Origin of the sequence: Kitasatospora sp. NPDC057965 (genome assembly GCF_042887135.1) — a bacterium.
GTDB lineage: Bacteria > Actinomycetota > Actinomycetes > Streptomycetales > Streptomycetaceae > Kitasatospora.
Genome location: NZ_JBHVPZ010000025.1, coordinates 79,378 through 96,440 on the forward strand (window position 1 = coordinate 79,378; position 17,063 = coordinate 96,440).

General features: G+C 74.6%; 14 protein-coding genes, 1 pseudogene and 1 riboswitch. Of the genes and pseudogenes, 11 read left to right on the forward strand and 4 right to left on the reverse strand.

The window, feature by feature from the left end:
- Positions 1-15 precede the first annotated feature (15 nt).
- Both ACFVVU_RS28495 and ACFVVU_RS28500 read right to left on the reverse strand, forming a co-directional pair.
- Positions 16-297 (reverse strand): Lrp/AsnC ligand binding domain-containing protein, encoded by a 282-nt coding sequence (locus ACFVVU_RS28495; RefSeq protein WP_355361788.1) that lies wholly within the window; start codon positions 295-297, stop codon positions 16-18.
- A complete protein-coding gene (locus ACFVVU_RS28500; RefSeq protein WP_387793111.1) occupies positions 294-1,136 on the reverse strand; it encodes a rhomboid family intramembrane serine protease in 843 nt (280 codons plus the stop codon). The genes ACFVVU_RS28495 and ACFVVU_RS28500 overlap by 4 nt, the downstream gene beginning before the upstream one ends.
- A 202-nt stretch (positions 1,137-1,338) precedes the next feature.
- Here ACFVVU_RS28500 and ACFVVU_RS28505 point away from each other — a divergent pair, with 202 nt between their 5' ends.
- From ACFVVU_RS28505 to ACFVVU_RS28530, 6 genes are all read left to right on the forward strand, one after another.
- On the forward strand, positions 1,339-1,602 hold the full coding sequence (locus tag ACFVVU_RS28505; RefSeq protein ID WP_380686656.1) for a hypothetical protein: 264 nt from the start codon (positions 1,339-1,341) through the stop codon (positions 1,600-1,602).
- Between the two features lie 135 nt (positions 1,603-1,737).
- On the forward strand, positions 1,738-3,255 hold the full coding sequence (locus tag ACFVVU_RS28510) for an NYN domain-containing protein (RefSeq protein ID WP_387793113.1): 1,518 nt from the start codon (positions 1,738-1,740) through the stop codon (positions 3,253-3,255).
- A 211-nt stretch (positions 3,256-3,466) separates the two neighbouring features.
- Positions 3,467-4,510 carry an NlpC/P60 family protein gene (locus ACFVVU_RS28515; RefSeq protein ID WP_380686652.1) on the forward strand — a complete coding sequence of 348 codons (1,044 nt, stop codon included), beginning with the start codon at positions 3,467-3,469 and terminating at the stop codon, positions 4,508-4,510.
- Positions 4,511-4,854: 344 nt separating this feature from the next.
- A riboswitch (cyclic di-AMP (ydaO/yuaA leader) is annotated at positions 4,855-5,011 on the forward strand.
- 10 nt (positions 5,012-5,021) lie between these two features.
- On the forward strand, positions 5,022-6,224 hold the full coding sequence (locus ACFVVU_RS28520) for an NlpC/P60 family protein (protein WP_387793115.1): 1,203 nt from the start codon (positions 5,022-5,024) through the stop codon (positions 6,222-6,224).
- Positions 6,225-6,473: 249 nt separating this feature from the next.
- Entirely contained in the window at positions 6,474-7,538 is a 1,065-nt protein-coding gene (locus tag ACFVVU_RS28525) for an NlpC/P60 family protein (protein ID WP_380688378.1), read from the forward strand.
- 230 nt (positions 7,539-7,768) lie between these two features.
- A complete protein-coding gene (locus tag ACFVVU_RS28530) occupies positions 7,769-8,728 on the forward strand; it encodes a hypothetical protein (protein ID WP_380688380.1) in 960 nt (319 codons plus the stop codon).
- Positions 8,729-8,734: 6 nt separating this feature from the next.
- Here ACFVVU_RS28530 and ACFVVU_RS28535 read toward each other — a convergent pair whose 3' ends face one another.
- On the reverse strand, positions 8,735-10,174 hold the full coding sequence (locus tag ACFVVU_RS28535; RefSeq protein ID WP_387793117.1) for a glycosyltransferase 87 family protein: 1,440 nt from the start codon (positions 10,172-10,174) through the stop codon (positions 8,735-8,737).
- A gap of 253 nt (positions 10,175-10,427) precedes the next feature.
- Between ACFVVU_RS28535 and ACFVVU_RS28540 the strand changes: the two are divergent.
- Positions 10,428-11,555, forward strand: a pseudogene (locus tag ACFVVU_RS28540) (glycosyltransferase family 4 protein); the annotation flags it as partial.
- 18 nt (positions 11,556-11,573) lie between these two features.
- Here the strand turns inward: ACFVVU_RS28540 and ACFVVU_RS28545 are convergent.
- Positions 11,574-13,367, reverse strand: a complete 1,794-nt coding sequence (locus tag ACFVVU_RS28545) for an AMP-dependent synthetase/ligase (protein WP_387793119.1) — start codon at positions 13,365-13,367, stop codon at positions 11,574-11,576.
- 357 nt (positions 13,368-13,724) lie between these two features.
- On the opposite strand from ACFVVU_RS28545, the gene ACFVVU_RS28550 reads away from it, so the two are divergent.
- The 4 genes from ACFVVU_RS28550 to ACFVVU_RS28565 all read left to right on the forward strand — a co-directional run bounded on the left by ACFVVU_RS28550 (position 13,725) and on the right by ACFVVU_RS28565 (position 17,025).
- On the forward strand, positions 13,725-14,180 hold the full coding sequence (locus tag ACFVVU_RS28550; protein WP_380688258.1) for an SRPBCC family protein: 456 nt from the start codon (positions 13,725-13,727) through the stop codon (positions 14,178-14,180).
- Between the two features lie 49 nt (positions 14,181-14,229).
- Positions 14,230-15,405 carry an ArsA family ATPase gene (locus ACFVVU_RS28555; RefSeq protein WP_387793121.1) on the forward strand — a complete coding sequence of 392 codons (1,176 nt, stop codon included), beginning with the start codon at positions 14,230-14,232 and terminating at the stop codon, positions 15,403-15,405.
- Positions 15,406-15,513: 108 nt separating this feature from the next.
- Positions 15,514-15,888: a DUF5304 family protein gene (locus ACFVVU_RS28560; protein WP_380688254.1), complete on the forward strand. Its 375-nt coding sequence runs from the start codon at positions 15,514-15,516 to the stop codon at positions 15,886-15,888.
- Positions 15,889-16,080: 192 nt separating this feature from the next.
- Complete coding sequence (locus ACFVVU_RS28565) at positions 16,081-17,025, forward strand: ROK family glucokinase (RefSeq protein WP_380688252.1); 945 nt, start codon at positions 16,081-16,083, stop codon at positions 17,023-17,025.
- Positions 17,026-17,063 lie beyond the last annotated feature (38 nt).

The window sequence follows — 17,063 nt, forward strand, 5'->3', positions numbered from 1 at the left end:
GCCCCGCCGACGGCGCTACTCGTCCAGACCGATCGAGAAGGCCGCTTCCAGGTCGTGCTGGGAGTAGGTGCGGAAGGCGATCTGGGTCTCGGTGTGGGCGACGCCCGGGACCTTGTTGAGCCGGCCGGGGATCACCTCGGCGAGGTCGTCGTGCCGGCCCACCCGCACCATCGCGACCAGGTCGTAGCCACCGGTCACCGAGTAGACCTCGCTGACGCCCTCGATGGCGGCGATCGCCTCGGCGATCTCCGGGATGCGGTCGACGCTGGTCTTGATCAGGACGATGGCGGTGATCACGGTGGCGTACTCCTTTGTGAGGTGCCGCCAGCGTATCGGGCGGCACCGTCGCGGGGGCGGGTGGCCCGGGGCCGGCGCCCGGTCAGGGTGCAGGCGTAGAGGAACCCGGCCGCGAAACCGATCACGTGCACCACGTACGCCACACCGGGCCCGGCGGAATGCACCGACCACCACTGGAGGGCGAACCAGAGCCCGAGCACCAGCCAGGCCGGGAAGCGCAGCGGGAGGAAGAGCAGCAGCGGGACGAGCGTGGTGACCCGGGCCCGCGGGTGGAAGCGCAGGTAGGCGCCGAGCACGGCGGAGATCGCCCCGGAGGCGCCGATCAGCACCCGGGTCGCGTCCGGCGAGTGCGCCTCGGCCAGCGCGAAGCCGTAGGTGGTCAGCGCCCCGGACGCCAGATAGAAGAGGAGGAACCGGGGGCGACCCAGCCGCCGCTCCACGGTGGGGCCGAAGACGTGCAGGAAGAGCAGGTTGCCCAGCAGGTGCAGCCAGCCGCCGTGCAGGAAGAGCGCGCTGAGCACGGAGAGCGCCGGGTGCTTGCCCGGGGTGGGCGCGGCCGGGCAGCCGGGCACCGGGTCGGGGGCCTCGGCGAGCTGGCCGGCGGTCAGCGGGCGACCGGTCAGCAGTTCGGCGGGGACGGCCCCCCAGCGCTGCTCGTAGCGCTGCTCCGCGCAGACCCGGGTCCGGCCGTGGCCGTAGAGCGGGTTGAGCCCGGCCGCCGGTCCGAGCAGGAAGACCGCGGTGTTGAGCGCGATCAGCGCGTAGCAGACGGCCGGTGCGGCGGCGGCCGGCCGGCCGCGGCGCACGCCGGTGCGGTCGGGGAGGACCGGGAGGGCCATGGGCCCCAGCATCCCTCCGGCACGCGGCGGGCACCGCGTGGTTACGGCAGGTGGGCTACCCGCTGCGGGCCGGTCGGCCGGTGGCCGTGAAGGTTGCCCCAGGCAATAGGCTTGGGGCGGGCAATCCCGCCTCCCGCCGCCGACGCCGGGGCTCCGGGGGGAGCGCCTGAGCCCACCCAGGGACCACCCGAGAGGACCCCCGATGACCGTCCCCGCCCTGACCGCCGAGACGCGCTGGCGCTGCACGCTCTGCGGCAACCTGACCCGCTTCGACGTGACCCGGACCGCCCGGGTGACCGAGTTCCTCCACTTCGACCTGGCCGGCGAGTCGAAGATCGAGGAGACCCAGGTGCTCAGCGAGACCGTCGAGTCGGTGCGCTGCCGCTGGTGCAACGCGGTGGACCAGGTCGAACTGGTCGCCCGCCCGGGCGCGGCCGACGGCGCCGAGGGCTCCGAGCAGGCCTGATCGCCTGATCCGTGCGGCGGGCGGTGCGGGGCATGGCCGACCGCCGCACGGGACAATACAGAGAGAACGCACGGAGTGTGACGGGGACGGCGGCCGGGGGCCGTACCCCGCTGGACCAGGATCGGAGCCGAGGACGTGGTGGACGCAGCGAAGGAGCCCGGCGGGCCGCAGGGGCGGCAGCCCGCTGCGGACGCGCGGACGCCGGACGCGGCAGGGGCCGCCCCCTCCGGCACCGACGCCCCGGCCGAGGCGGCCGCCGGCGAGGAGTCGGGCGGCGGTGACGAGCCGGCGGCAGCCGTCGACGGGTCGGACCGGGACGTCGCGGGCAGTGCGACGGGCGGCGCCGAGACCCTGGACCGGCCGCTGCCCGAGGGCGTGCGCCGGCGCGTGGTGGGCCTCGCCTCCGACGCGCTCGGCGGGCTGCCGCTCGCGGAACTGCCCCAGTCGCTGCGCCAGTACGCCAAGTTCACCCCCGCGCGCCGGGCCAAGTACGCGGCGACCGCGCTGGCGGCGGCGCTGGAGGCGGAGCCGGCCTTCCGGTCGCGGATAGCGGAGCGGCTGCGGCTGGGCCAGCCGGACCTGGTCAGGGCCCTGGAGTCGGGCACCGTGCCGGGCGCCGCGGACCCGATGGACGTCGCGGCGGCCGCCTACCTGGTGCGCTCCGCCGGATGGAGCCGGCTGGTGGCCGAGGCCGGCGAGGAGGCCGAGCGGGCGGGCGCCGAGGGCGCGGCGGCCGAGGCGGCGCGGCTGGTGGAGAAGCTGCAGGCCGAGCTGGCCGAGGTGCGCTCGGCGGCGCGCGCCGACCTGGACCGGCAGCGGGCCGAGTCGGAGGACGTCCGCCGGGAGGCGGACTCGCTGCGCCGCCGGCTGCGGTCGCTGGAGAGCGACACCCGGAGGGCGCAGGCGGAGACCCGCAAGGTGGCCGCCGAGCTGGAGGCGGTCAGGGCGCAGGCGGCGGCCGAGCGGAACACGGCGGAGAGCGAGGCACGCCGGCTGCGGCACCGGGTCACGGAGCTGGAGAACGTCGCGGAGCAGGGGCGCCGGTCGGCCCGCGAGGGGCGCAGCGTCGAGGACATGCGGCTGCGGCTGCTGCTGGACACCGTGCTGCAGTCGGCGCAGGGGCTCCAGCGGGAGCTGGCGCTGCCGGTGTCCCAGATCCGCCCGGCGGACCTGGTGGAGGCGGTGGAGCCGGGCTCGGCCTCGCCGCACGACGTGGCGCGGCGCGGCCTGGCCGAGGACGATCCGGCGCTGCTGGACCAGCTGCTGGCGATCCCGCAGGTCCATCTGGTGGTGGACGGCTACAACGTGACCAAGACGGGCTATCCGACGCTGCCGCTGGAGCAGCAGCGGATCCGGCTGCTGGGCGGGCTGGCGATGCTGGCGCAGCGCACCCAGGCGGAGGTCACCTGCGTGTTCGACGGCCAGGACCTGGACGTGCCGGTGATCATGGCGCCGCCGCGCGGGGTGCGGGTGCGGTTCAGCCGGACCGGGGAGACGGCGGACGAGCTGATCCGCCGACTGGTCCGGGCGGAGCCGCAAGGGCGCCCGGTGGTGGTGGTCTCCACCGACCGGGAGGTCGCGGAGGGCGTGCGGAAGGCCGGCGCGCGCCCCGTCGCATCGGTGCTGCTGCTGAACCGGCTGGCCAGGCCGTAACCGCTCCCGGCCGCGAGCCGGTCGGTATGACGGCTGGTCAGCGCCGTGATGGCGATGGTGTGCGAGTTCTGTGAAGTCAGATCGGCGGCGCGGGTTCACGCGATCGGGGGAGTGGCGCGAAGCGTGGATCTTCACTAGGGTCTGGCGTCAAACCTATTTTCCGGATTCTCACCCCTTCGGGTGAGGCCATTGGAAGAAGGAGCCGGTCCCTTTGGCCTCCCACCGCCGTCCCAAGCAGCCGAGCCGCGCGCGGGTCTCCGTGCTCACCGCTGCCGCTGCGACCGCGGTCGCTCTCTCCGCCCAGGTCGCCGCCCACGCCGCGCCCAGCCCGTCGCCCAAGAAGGACGACGTCAAGGCGCAGATCGACCAGCTGCAGGAGGAGGCCGAGCAGGCCACCGAGCGGTACAACGGCGCCAAGGAGCGCGCCGACCAGCTGCGCAAGCAGGCCGACCAGCTGCAGGACCAGGTGGCCCGCGGCCAGGAGCAGATGACCCAGCTCCAGGCCGGGCTGTCCGAGGTGGCGGGCGAGCAGTACCGCACCGGCGGCATCGACCCGTCCGTCCAGCTGATGCTCTCCTCGGACCCGTCCGGCTACCTGGACAAGGCCTCCAGCGTGCAGCAGGCCAGCTCCAGCCAGGCCGAGGCGCTCAAGGGCCTGCAGGACCAGCAGCGCCGGCTCGACCAGCAGAAGACCGAGGCGGCCGCCGTACTGGCCTCGCTGGACACCACCACCAAGGACCTGAACCAGTCCAAGGCCGAGGTCAACAAGAAGCTCAAGGAAGCCCAGGACCTGCTGAACTCGCTGAGCGCCGCCGACCGCGCCGCGCTGAAGGCGGCGCAGCAGCAGGCCGACCGCGCCTCGCGCGGCAACGAGCGCACCGACCTGGGCAGCCTGCCGCAGGCCAGCGGCATGGCCGGCGCCGCGGTCTCCAACGCGATGGGCAAGCAGGGCTCGCCGTACGTCTGGGGCGCCACCGGCCCGAGCACCTTCGACTGCTCCGGTCTGATGGTCTGGGCGTACGGGAAGGCCGGCGTCTCGCTGCCGCGCACCTCGCAGGCCCAGGGCAACTACGGCACCCGGGTGCCGTCGCTGGCCGAGGCCCAGCCGGGCGACCTGATCATCTACCGCAGCGACCGCAGCCACGTCGGCATGTACATCGGCAACGGCATGGTGGTGCACGCGCCGCACACCGGTGACGTGGTGAAGGTGATGAAGGCCGACGCCATGCCGATCAACACGATCCGCCGGGTCTGACGGACCGGCACGACACGCCCGGGCGGCCCGCCGAGGGCTCCTGTGATCAGCGCCACCTCCGCACGGGGGTGGCGTTGGCGTTTCGCCCGCCCGTTCGACCGTCTGACGGAAAATGATCAGCCGGACGTGGATGGTTGGTCACGGTCGGTCATATTCACAAAAGAACTTGGGCATTCTTCCGGCTTTTTTCTGACAAGGATTTGAACGGATCACGGATCTGTTACTAGGGTCGTGACTCGAACCACGCACAGTCGATCACCCAGCCTGGGTGGCGGCGGGGTTCGCCGCCGAGTTCGCGAAGCAGTGGGACGGGGCCTTCGGGTCGCCCGTTCGAGTGAGGACCCAGTAGTCGGGGGCCCGCTGTGGAGCGGAGCCGGGGAACCACGTTCCTCCGGGGTGAATCGGCGCCAGGCCGGCCGCGCGAGCGGCGGGTGAGGCGTCGTAGGGCACGCTTCCGCCCGAACCCGTCAGCTCACCCGGTAGGCGGATGAGGAAGAAGGAGTCCGCCTTCGTGGCGTCCCATCGTCGTCCCAAGCCCGCCGGCCGCGCCCGTGTCTCGATCCTGACCGGGGTGGCCGCCGCTGCCGTCGCCCTCTCCGCGCAGTCCGGCGCCCACGCCGACCCGACGCCGACCAAGGATCAGGTCAAGGAGCAGGTCGACCAGCTCAACGAGCAGGCCGAGGTCGCCACCGAGAAGTACAACGGCGCCCAGGCCAAGCAGCAGGAGCTGCAGAAGCAGGTCGCCGAGCTGCAGGACAAGGTGGCCCGTCAGCAGGCCTCGGTGATCGAGGCGCAGGGTGGTCTCTCCGAGATCGCCGGCGAGCAGTACCGCACGGGCGGCATCTCGCAGACCGTCCAGCTGATGCTCTCCGCCAGCCCGGACAACTTCCTCAGCCAGGCCGACGCCCTGAACCAGGCCGGCTCCACCCAGTCCGGCGCGCTGAAGGAGCTCCAGGAGCAGCAGCGCAGGCTCGACCAGGACCGCACCGAGACCCAGGCCAAGCTCGGCGAGCTGGAGGCCACCACCCAGCAGCTGAAGTCCTCCAAGGAGGAGGTCCAGGGCAAGCTGCAGAAGGCCCAGGACCTGCTCAACACGCTCACCGAGCAGGAGCGTCAGGCCATCCGCGCGGCCGAGGAGAAGGCCGCCGCCGAGGCCAAGGCGAAGGCGGACGCCGCCAAGGCCGAGGCCGCCAAGGCCGCCAAGGAGAAGGCCGACGCCGAGCGCGCCTCCCGGGACAACAACCGCAGCAACCTGAGCGCGCCGTCCTCGGGCTCGTCGAGCTCCTCCGGCTCGTCGGGCTCCTCGACCGCGTCGGCCCCGGCCGCCGAGGCCACCAAGCCGGCCGCGCCCGCCGCCAACGGCTCGCGCGCCGCCGCCGCGATCGCCGCCGCCGAGAGCAAGCTCGGCTCGCCGTACGTCTACGGCGCCACCGGCCCCAACTCCTTCGACTGCTCGGGCCTCACCGGCTGGGCGTACGCCCAGGCGGGCGTGTCGCTGCCGCGCACCTCGCAGGCGCAGGCCACCGCCGGTACCCAGATCGGGTCGGACATCTCCAAGGCCCAGCCCGGCGACCTGGTGATCTTCTACGGCGACCGCCACCACGTGGGCATCTACGTGGGCGGCGGCCAGGTCATCCACGCCCCGAAGCCGGGCGCGTCGGTCCGCTACGAGTCGGCCTCCAACATGCCGGTCAACACCATCGTGCGCCTCTGACCCACGGTCGGCAGGCTCCGTCGGGCCCGGTCCCCCATGCGGGGGACCGGGCCCGCGGCGTTCCCCGGCCCGACGGGGCGCTCGGTCCGCGAACCGATCTGACGTCCGATAAGTGTCCGAATATTCGGGTTCGGAGGGGTTTGGAATCGGTTGCCCGGACTCGCTAACGTCTGCCACCGGACGCCCGCTTCGACCGCCGCCCGTCCCGGCGCGGCGGCGGGCCGGGCCCAGGATCGGAGCCGACGTCGCATGGCCGTGCACCGCCGTTCCCCGCTGTCAGGTGCGCACGCGCTCGCCCGGGCGCTGGTGTTCACCGCGGCGGCCACCACCGCGCTCGGCGTGGCGACCGCCGGCTGTGCCCAGGCCGCGCCCGGCTCGCCGGACGGCCCGGCCGACCGCAAGGACGTCAAGGCCCAGGTGGAGCAGCTCTACGACGAGGCCGAGCAGGCCTCGGAGCGGTTCAACGCCGCCCAGGAGGCCCAGCAGAAGCTCCAGAACGAGACCGGGACGCTGCAGCAGCAGATCGCCGTCGCCCAGGACGAGCTCAACCGGCTGCGCGGCGACCTCGCCACCGTGGCGGGCGCCGAGTACCGCGGCGGCGGGATGACCCGGACCGTCCAGCTGATGCTCTCCACCGACCCGGAGGGCTACCTCTCCCGGGCCCGCACCCTCGACCAGGCCGCCGAGCGGCAGAACGAGACCCTGCACGAGGTGGTGGGCCGTCAGCGGGTGCTCGACCAGCGCCGGGCCGAGGCCACCGCCAAGCTCGCCGAGCTGGAGCAGACCCGCAAGGCGCTGGCCGAGAGCAAGCAGCAGATCCAGCAGCGGCTCGCCACGGCGCAGCGGCTGCTCAACAGCCTCGGCACCGCCGAGCGCGCCCGGCTCGCCGCCCAGGACGCCCGGGACGCCGAGCAGCGCGTCACCCGCGGCACCGACCGGCTGGACCTCGGCAGCACCCCGCCCGCCTCCGAACGCGGCGCCGCCGCGCTGGCCGCCGCGGTGCGGATGATCGGTTCGCCCTACGTCTACGGATCCACCGGGCCCAAGGCGTTCGACTGCTCCGGTCTGATGTACTGGAGCTGGCGGCAGGCCGGAGTGACCCTGCCGCGCACCTCGCAGGCCCAGGCGTACGCCGGGCAGCGGGTCAGCCTCTCCGAAGCGCGGCCGGGAGACCTGGTGATCTTCTACCGGGACATGCACCACGTCGGGATGTACGCCGGCGGCGGGGTGATCGTGCACGCCCCCTACCCGGGCGCCAGGGTCCGCTACGAGAGCGTCAGCACGATGCCGGTCGCGGGGGTGATCCGGCTCTGAGCCGCCCGGATCCCGCCGTCGGCCGCCTGCCGTCGCGGCGCACCGCCCTGCTGCTCGCGGCCGGCGGGCTGGCCCAGCTCTCGCTGCCCGGGGCCGGTCCGGCGCGGCCCGCGGCCTCGGACGCGCACGCCGACGTCCTGGCGCTGCTCGACGGGCGGGCCCGGGCGCTGACCGCGGGACCGCCGGAGCTGCCGCTGCGGGCGGGGTACCGGAACCTGCTGCTCGGCCCGGTGGACCCGGCCGGCCGGTGCACCGCCACCGCCGAGCTGACCGTCGAGGTGACCGGGTACGACCGGCTTCCGGTGGTCCACCCGCGCCGGCTGGTCCTGGCCCGGTCCGCCGCCGGCTGGCGGGTCGAACGCGAGGAGGGCGCGGGCGGGCCGCCGCCGCTGTGGGACCTCGGCGCCGTGCGGGCCGGGGCCGGCGCCCGCTGTCTGGTGCTTGGCGTGCTCGGGGCGGACGCTTCGGACGCCTCGGGCGCGCCCGCCCTCGCCGGGCTCGCCGCCGTCGGCGACCGCGCGGTGACCGCCGTGGAGGCCCTCTGGGGCACCGCCTGGGCCGGCCGGCTGCTGCTGGAACTGCCCGCCACCGGTGAGCAGTTCACCCGGCTGCTGGCGGAGGAGCGGTCCGGCTGGTCGGGCATGGCCGCGGTCACCGTGGCCGCGCCCGGCGCACCGCTGAACGCCCCGGCCGACCGGGTCCTGGTCAATCCGGACGGCTACCCGAACCTGAGCGACTTCGGCCGCCAGGTGGTGGTCACCCACGAGGCGGTGCACGTGGCGACCCGGGCCGACACCAGCGCCTGGACGCCGCTCTGGCTCTCCGAGGGCGTCGCCGACTGGACCGGCTACCACGACGCGGGCCGCCCGGCCCGGCAGCTCGCCCCGGAGCTGGCCCGGGACGTCGCCGCCGGGCGGCTGCCCGCCGCGCTGCCCGAGGACGCCGCCTTCACGGCCGGTGGCGAGGGCCTCGCGCAGGTCTACGAGCAGGCCTGGCTGGCCTGCGACCTGATCGCCCGTCGGTACGGGCCGCGGCGGCTGGTGGAGCTCTACCGGGCGGTCGGCGCGGCGGGCCCGGGCGCGGACCGGCGGGCCTGGCTGGACGGGCTGCTCCGGGACCGGCTCGGCCTCGGCCTGGCCGAGTTCACCGGCCTCTGGCAGGCCGAGCTCCGGGCACTCGCGGCCTGGTGAGCCCGGCTAGGGCCGGGCGCCCTGGCGCCGCTCGCGGGGCGCGGCGGCCGGCCGGTCGATGCCGTCCAGCAGGTCCTGCTCGTACGCGATGCCCGGGCGGACCGAGAACGCGGCCGCCGGCACCGGCTCCGGGCGGGTCATCACCACGGTCTCCGGGAGCGGCTCGCCGCGCCGGGTGGAGCGCCACAGCCGCACGCAGGACAGCCCGGTGGCGGCCAGCAGCAGCAGGTTGCGCGCGGTCAGCACGGCGATCGCGCCCGGCCGGCTGGCGACCACGTCGCCGAAGACCAGCGGGAACTCCACCAGGGTCAGCGGGGTCGCCGCCAGGATCAGCAGCGCCACCGGCCGCTGGCTGGTGCCGCGCACGGTCAGGCAGACCGCCGCCGCGCCGACCAGCCAGACCAGGTACTGCGGGCTGATCACCCGGCTGGTCACGGTGAAGATCAGCAGCGCGGCGAGCGCCGCGTCGTACATGGTGGCCGCGTTGCGCCGGCGGGCGGTGAAGCGCCACAGCAGCAGCCAGCCGAAGCCGAGCACGGTGCCGGCCAGCATCACCTTGCTGACCACCTCGACCCACGGCCCGAGCATCTCCACCGAGCCGTAGTTCATCATCACCTTGCCGTCCCAGGCGCCGGCGATGCGGGCGAAGTGGATCGGCAGCGCGCCGACCGACTCCACCTCGATGCCGCGGTCCTTCTGGAACGTCAGGAACTCGAACGCGCCGTTCATCCCGGCCGCCAGCAGGAAGCCGATCGCGGCGGTCGCGGCGGCCGCGGCCGTCCAGGAGCGGCGGGTGCGCCGCCCGGACGGGGTACCGATGAGGCCGAGCAGCGGCCAGATCTTGACGATGCCGCCGAGACCCAGCAGCAGGCCGCCGATCGCCGGGCGGCGGACCAGCGCCAGCAGACCGGCCACCGCGATCGCGGTGACGATCACGTCGTAGCGGTTGTAGATCATCGGGCCGAGCAGCGGGACGCCGGCCACCCAGACCCAGGCGCCGGTCAGCGCCCGGCCCTTGCGCAGCCCGGTGCGCACCAGCAGGGCCATCGCGGCCGCGTCGGCGATCCCGCAGATCACCCAGAACGACACCAGGTACGACCAGGGCAGCAGGCCCGGCAGCAGGATCACCAGGGCGGCGCCGGGCGGGTACTGCCAGGTGACGTCGTCGAGCGGGAAGGTGCCGGTCTGCAGCACGCCGTACCAGCCGTGGTAGATCAGCCAGACGTCGGCGGTGATGTCCCCGCCGGGCATCCGCAGCACGCCGGTCACCAGCAGCAGCAGGAGCGTCCGGGTGGCCACCCAGGTCGCGCCGAGCGCCAGCAGCGCGCCCGAACGGCCGGAGGGGCGCGCGGAGCTCTGCACCGGCTCGCGGCGGACGGCGAGCGCCGTGCCGGAGCCCTCGGCGCCGCTGGATGTACCGGACTCGGTGGCCGGGGCCAACTCCACTGCGCTCCCTCGTTCGTCTCGGACGTCCCGCCGGCGGCGCCGCGCGACGGGTGCCCGGGCGGTCCGGGCGGGTCGGCGCCGGCCGCGGTCACGGGCCGGACCGGCCGCGCCGACCACCCCGGTACTAGGACAGACCCGGGGGTGGAACGGTTGCCGTGCGCGGATCCGTTCCCGGCGGGCCATGGTGTTGACCTATCGTACGGATCACTGAGCGGTACACCGAGCACCCCCCGACCGAGCGAGCCGTGGCCTGATGCACAAGACCTTGATCGTGACCAACGACTTCCCGCCGAGGCCCGGCGGCATCCAGGCCTTCGTCCACAACATGGCCGTCCGTCAGCCCGCAGGAAGCGTCGTGGTGTACGCCTCCACCTGGCGCGACGGCACCGAGGTGGCGCGCTTCGACGCCGAACAGCCGTTCCCGGTGATCCGCGACCGGACGAAGGTGATGGTTCCCACACCGCGGGTCGCCCGGCGGGCCGCCGAGATCCTGCGCGCCGAGCGCTGCGACTCGGTCTGGTTCGGCGCCGCCGCTCCGCTCGGGCTGATGGCCCCCGCGCTGCGCCGGGCCGGCGCCGGGCGGCTGCTCGGCATGACCCACGGCCACGAGGCCGCCTGGGCCCAGCTTCCGGCGGCCCGCCAGCTGCTGCGCCGGATCGGCACCGGCACCGACGTGCTGACCTACCTCGGCGAGTACACCCGCTCCCGGATCGCCGCCGCCGTCGGCCCGCAGGCCGCCGCCCGGATGGTGCAGCTGCCGCCCGGCGTGGACGAGCGGACCTTCCACCCGGATTCCGGTGGCGCCGCGGTGCGCGAGCGGCTCGGGCTGGCCGACCGGCCGGTGGTGGTCTGCGTCTCCCGGCTGGTGCCGCGCAAGGGCCAGGACACCCTCATCGAGGCGATGCCGCAGATCCTCGCCGACGTGCCGGACGCCGTGCTGCTGATCGTCGGCGGCGGCCCCTACCGGGCGGACCTGGAGAAGCTGGTGGACGCCCGCGGGGTGCGCTCCGCCGTCCGGTTCACCGGTTCGGTCCCGTGGGAGGAGCTGCCCGCGCACTACGGCGCCGGGGACGTCTTCGCCATGCCCTGCCGCACCCGGCGCGGCGGGCTGGACGTCGAGGGGCTCGGCATCGTGTACCTGGAGGCCTCGGCGACCGGCCTGCCGGTGGTGGCCGGGGACTCCGGCGGCGCGCCGGACGCGGTGCTGGAGGGCGAGACCGGCTACGTGGTGCCGGGCGGCACGCCCGCGGCGGCGGCCGAGCGGATCGTCCGGCTGCTGAAGGACGAGGAGCTGCGCCGGCGGATGGGCGAGGCCGGGCGGCGCTGGGTGGACCGCTCCTGGCGCTGGGACCTGCTGGCCGGGCGGCTGACCTCGCTGCTGGCGGGCGCGGGGGAGCGGCTACTTCCGGTAGATCGCCTCGACGTCGGCCGCGAAGTCCTTGAGCACGACGTTGCGCTTGAGCTTGAGCGAGGGCGTCAGATGGCCGCTCTCCTCGGAGAAGACGGTGTCGAGCAGGCGGAACTTCTTCACCGCCTCGGCGTGCGAGACGGCCGCGTTGCCGTCGTCCACCGCCGTCTGCAGGGCGGCCAGCAGGTCCGGGTCCTCGCGCAGGTCGGCCACCGTGGCGCCGACCGGCTTGCCGTTCAGCTCCTTCCACTTGGGGAAGAAGTCCTCGTCGACCGTGATCAGGCAGGCGACGAAGGGCTTGCGGTCGCCGACCACCATGACCTCGCCGACCAGGGCGTGCGCCCGGATCCGGTCCTCGATCACCGCCGGGGCGACGTTCTTGCCGCCCGCGGTGACGATGATCTCCTTCTTGCGGCCGGTGATGGTGAGGTAGCCCTCGTCGTCCAGCGAGCCGAGGTCGCCGGTGGCGATCCAGCCGTCCTTGAGGGTGTCCGCGGTGGCCTGCGGGTTGTTCCAGTAGCCGGTGAAGACGTGCGGGCCCTTGAAGAAGACCTCGCCGTCCTCGGCGATCCGCACGGAGGAGCCGGGCACCGGCTGGCCGACCGTGCCGATCTTCTGCTTGTCCCACGGGTTGAAGGCGGTGGCCGCGCAGGTCTCGGTCAGGCCGTAGCCCTCCAGCACGGTGAAGCCGATGCCCCGGTAGAAGTGGCCGAGCCGCTCGCCGAGCGGGGCACCGCCGGAGATCGCGTGGGTGGCCCGGCCGCCGAGGGCCGCCCGCAGCTTGCTGTAGACCAGCTTGTCGAAGACGGCGTGCTTGAGCTTGAGCAGTAGCCCGGCGCCGCCCGCGTCCAGCGCCCGGCTGTAGGCGATCGCGGTGTCGGCGGCCTTGTCGAAGATCTTGCCCTTGCCGTCGGCCTGGGCCTTGGCCCGCGCCGTGTTGTAGACCTTCTCGAAGACCCGGGGCACGCCCAGGATCAGGGTCGGCCTGAAGGCGGCCAGCTCGGTGGTGACGTCCCGGACGTCGGAGACGTGGCCGAGCCTGATCGGGGCCATCGCCGGGGCGATCTCGACGATCCGGGCGAACACGTGGGCCAGCGGCAGGAAGAGCAGCACGGAGCTCTCGCCGGTGCGGAACAGCGGGGCCAGGCGCTCCACCACGTTGCCGCACTCGGCCAGGAAGTTGCCGTGCGTCAGCTGACAGCCCTTCGGGCGGCCGGTGGTGCCCGAGGTGTAGACGATGGTGGCGATCGAGTCGGGGGTGGCCGTCGAGCGGCGCTCGGTGACGGTGGCGTCGGTGACCGCGCGGCCCGACTCGGCCAGCGCGGCGAGCGCGGTGCCCTCGATCTGCCAGGTGTGCCTCAGCTTCGGCAGGCGGCCCCGGACCTCGGCGACCACCGCGCTGTGCGTCGCGGTCTCGGTGAACAGGGCGACCACCCCGGAGTCGCCGAGGATCCACTCGACCTGTTCGGCCGAGGAGGTCTCGTACACCGGCACGGTGATCGCGCCGGCCGTCCAGATCGCGAAGTCCAGCAGCGTCCACTCGTAGCGGGTGCGGGACATGATGCCCACCCGGTCGCCCGGCTCGATGCCCGCGGCGATCAGCCCCTTCGCGGCGGCCTGCACCTCGACCAGGAACTGGGCGGCGGTCAACTCCTGCCACCGGCCGTCCACCTTGCGGCTGAGCACCGCGACACCGGGGTGCCGCTCGGCGTTCTGGACCACGATGTCCGAGAGGTTACCGCCGCTCGGTACCTGGTAGAGGGCCGGAAGGCTGAAGTCGAGCAAGACTGCTCCTCGTTCGCGACGCTGCGGGACGGCAGGACGTTACTGCCCGGTAGGCGGCTTCGACCAGGGGGGTCGGCTCCGGTGTTCGAAGTGTCACACCTTGACCCGTCCGACCAGGTCGGGAACCGGGTCGTTCGAATGGCACCCTACGGCAGCCCGCCGGTACCGGCCGGTAGCCCGCCGGGGGCCGCCGTACGGGTCCCGCGCGGGCCCGTCCGCCGCCCCGGCGCCCGGTCCGGCTCCGGGGGTGCACCGAAGGACGGGCCCGGGGGCGGGGCGCGATAGCCTGCTCCGGGCGCACCCGGCCGAGCAGGCTCGGCCGGACCAGCAGCACGGGACGACGCGGAGGGCCATTCCATGGCGGAGCACACCAGGTCGAGCATCACCATCGACGCGACCCCGGCGACGGTCATGGCCGTGATCGCCGACTTCGCCGCGTACCCGGCCTGGACCGGAGAGGTCAAGGAGATCGAGGTCCTGGAGACGGGGGAGAACGGCCGCGCCTCCCAGGTCCGGCTGGTGCTCGACGCCGGCGCGATCCGCGACGAGCACGTCCTCGCCTACACCTGGGACGGCGACCGCGAGTGCGGCTGGACCCTGGTGCGCAGCCAGATGCTCCGCTCGCTCGACGGCTCCTACACCCTGGCCCCGCTCGGCGCCGACCGCACCGAGGTCACCTACCAGCTCGCGGTCGACGTCAAGATCCCGATGCTCGGCATGATCAAGCGCAAGGCCGAGAAGGTCATCATCGACCGAGCCCTGGCCGGTCTGAAGAAGCGTGTCGAGGACACCGCCGCCGGCAAGGCGCTCTGACCGGGCGCCCGGCAGGACCGACGGCACCGACGAACGGGGGCGGCACGGCATGACGGCGACACGCACCATCCTGGTCAGCGGCGACCACGCGGCGCCGGCGGTGGCCGCCGCCACCGCGCTGCACGCCGCCCGGCGGGGCCGGCGCACCCTGCTGCTGGCGGCCGACGACCCGCACCGCACCCTGGACGCCGCCCTCGGCGTCCGGCTGGAGGCCGGGCCGACGGCGTACGCGCCCGGCCTGACCGTGGCCCGCACCGACGAGCAGGCCGCCTTCCGGCGCGCCCTCGACGGGATCGGCGGCCGGCTGAAGCCCGCCCTCGACCTGCTGGGCGCCGACCCGCTCGACGCCGAGGAGCTCACCGCCCTCCCCGGCACCGCCCGGCTCGCCCTGCTGCGCGCGCTGCCCGCGGCCGACGCGGACGTCCTGGTGGTGCTCGCCCCGCCGCCCGCCGACCTCATCGCCATCCTGGCGCTGCCCGAGCAGCTGGAGCGCTACCTGGCCCGGCTGGTCCCCGAGCAGCGCCAGGCCGCCCGGGCGCTGCGCCCGCTGCTGGCCGGCCTCGCCGGGGTGCCGATGCCCGCCGACTGGCTGTACGAGGCGCGCGCCAAGGCGACCGGCGCGCTCGCCGAGGCGCGCGCCGCCATCACCGCGCCCGGCACCAGCGTCCGGCTGGTCACCGCGGCGGACGCCCACCCCTTCGACGAACTGCGCCGGATCCGCACCGGACTGGCTCTGCACGGCCACCGCCCGGACGCCGTGGTGGTGCACGGCGTGCTGCCGGACGCGGCCGCCGACTCGCCCGACCCCTGGCTGGCCGGCCTGGCCCGCCGCCGCCGCGAGGAGCTGGCCGCGCTGGCCGTCGCCTGCGACGGCGTCCCGGTGCTCACCACCGGGCCCGCCGAGACCACCCCGGAGGCCGTCGCCGACCGCCTCTACGGCGCCGGTCCCGGCCCCGAGCCGTACCCGGCCGGGCCGTGGACCGTCGAGGACCGGCTGGCTTCGGAGGGCCTGCTGGTCTGGCACCTCGCCCTGCCCGGTGCCGAGCGCGCCGACCTCGACCTGGTGCGGCGCGGCGACGAACTGGTGGTCGGCCTCGGTGCCCACCGGCGGGTGCTCGCGCTGCCCTCGGCGCTGCGCCGCTGCACGGTCGCCGGCGCGGGCCTGCACGACGGCGTCCTCGCCGTCCGCTTCGCCCCCGACCCCGCGCTCTGGCCCCGGAGTTAGGGCCCGCTCGACGAGGGCCCGCTCGGCGTCCGGAGGGCCCGTCGTGGTCCGGTAGCGTCGGGGCGGGCGGCCGCGGGTGCGGCCGCCGCTGCTGAGGAGGCCTGCGCGATGACCACCACGGACCGGACCGAGCCCACCGCCGACCGGGACGGCGGCCCGCACCCGTTCGGCCCGGAGCTGGGCCCGCTGGTGGACGAGGTCCGCCGGTTCGCCACCGTCGTCGGGGAGAAGGCCCAGGAGGCGAGCGCCGAGACCCTGCTCTCGCTGGCCGGGCTGGCCGACCGCCTGCGCGACAAGCAGCCCGAGGTGTACGGCCACCTCGCCGCCGCCGGCACCGGTCTGGCCGCCGCCGGCACCGAACTGCTGGCCGCCTACCGGGCCGCCGTCACCGGCCACGAGCGACGCTGGACCGCCGGCGGGCCGGCCCGCCCGGAGCGGGTGGACCTGGACGACACGCCTGAGGGACCGTCCGACAAGCAGTGAACCCCTGATGCCCTGTGGGCCACGTTCTGGCTTCACCCTGGAAAGCGACCGGTGAAAATGTACGACTTTTGAACGGTCTTGAGCAGGTTGCCGCAAGAATGTCTTCGGTTAATGTAGGCGGCGGTGTGTACGGGGGCATGGTTGGGCGGTAGCGTTCCGTCCAGCGGGAACGAGTGAATAGCTGAGGGACACATGGCTCTGACCATCGGCGTCGACGTCGGCGGGACCAAGATCGCGGCAGGTGTGGTCGACGAGGCGGGAGAGATCCTCGCCCGGACCAGGGTGCCCACCCCGGCCGACCCGCAGTGGGCGGTCGACGCGATCGCGCAGGCCGTGCGCGAGCTCAAGGAGCAGTACCCCGGCGTGACCGCGGCGGGCATCGGCGCCCCCGGCTTCGTCGACCGCAGCCGCTCGACGGTGATCTTCGCCCCCAACATCGACTGGGAGGACGAGCCCCTGCGCGGCCGGATCGAGGAGCTCACCGGCCTGCCCGCGGTCATCGAGAACGACGCCAACTGCGCCGCCTGGGCCGAGTACCGGTTCGGCGCCGGCGCCGGCCACGAGGACATGGTGCTGATCACCGTCGGCACCGGCATCGGCGGCGGCCTCGTCCTGGACGGCCGGCTGCACCGCGGCCGGTTCGGCGTGGCCGGCGAGATCGGCCACCTCAACATGGTCCCGGACGGCCTGCCCTGCGGCTGCGGCGGCAAGGGCTGCTGGGAGCAGTACGGCTCGGGCCGGGCGCTGCGCCGCTACGGCCGCGAGCGCGCCGCCGCCGACCCGGTGCGCGGCCGGCGGATGCTGGAGCTCAACGACGGCGTCGCCGAGACGATCCGCGGCATCCACATCACCCAGGCCGCCGAGGAGGGCGACCCGCTCGCCCTGGAGTGCTACGCCGAGCTGGCCGACTGGCTGGGCCGGGGGATGGCCGACCTCGCGGCGCTCTTCGACCCGGGCGTCTTCGTGCTCGGCGGCGGGGTCTCCGACTCCGGCCGGCTGCTGCTCGACCCGGTCGCCAAGGCCTTCGAGCACTACCTGACCGGCGGGGTGCACCGCCCGCGCGCCGAGGTGGTGCTCGCCTCCACCGGCTCGGCCGCCGGCATCGCCGGCGCGGCCGACCTGGCCCGCACGGTCTGACCGGCAGGCCCCCGACGCGCACGGCGTGACCCGCGCAC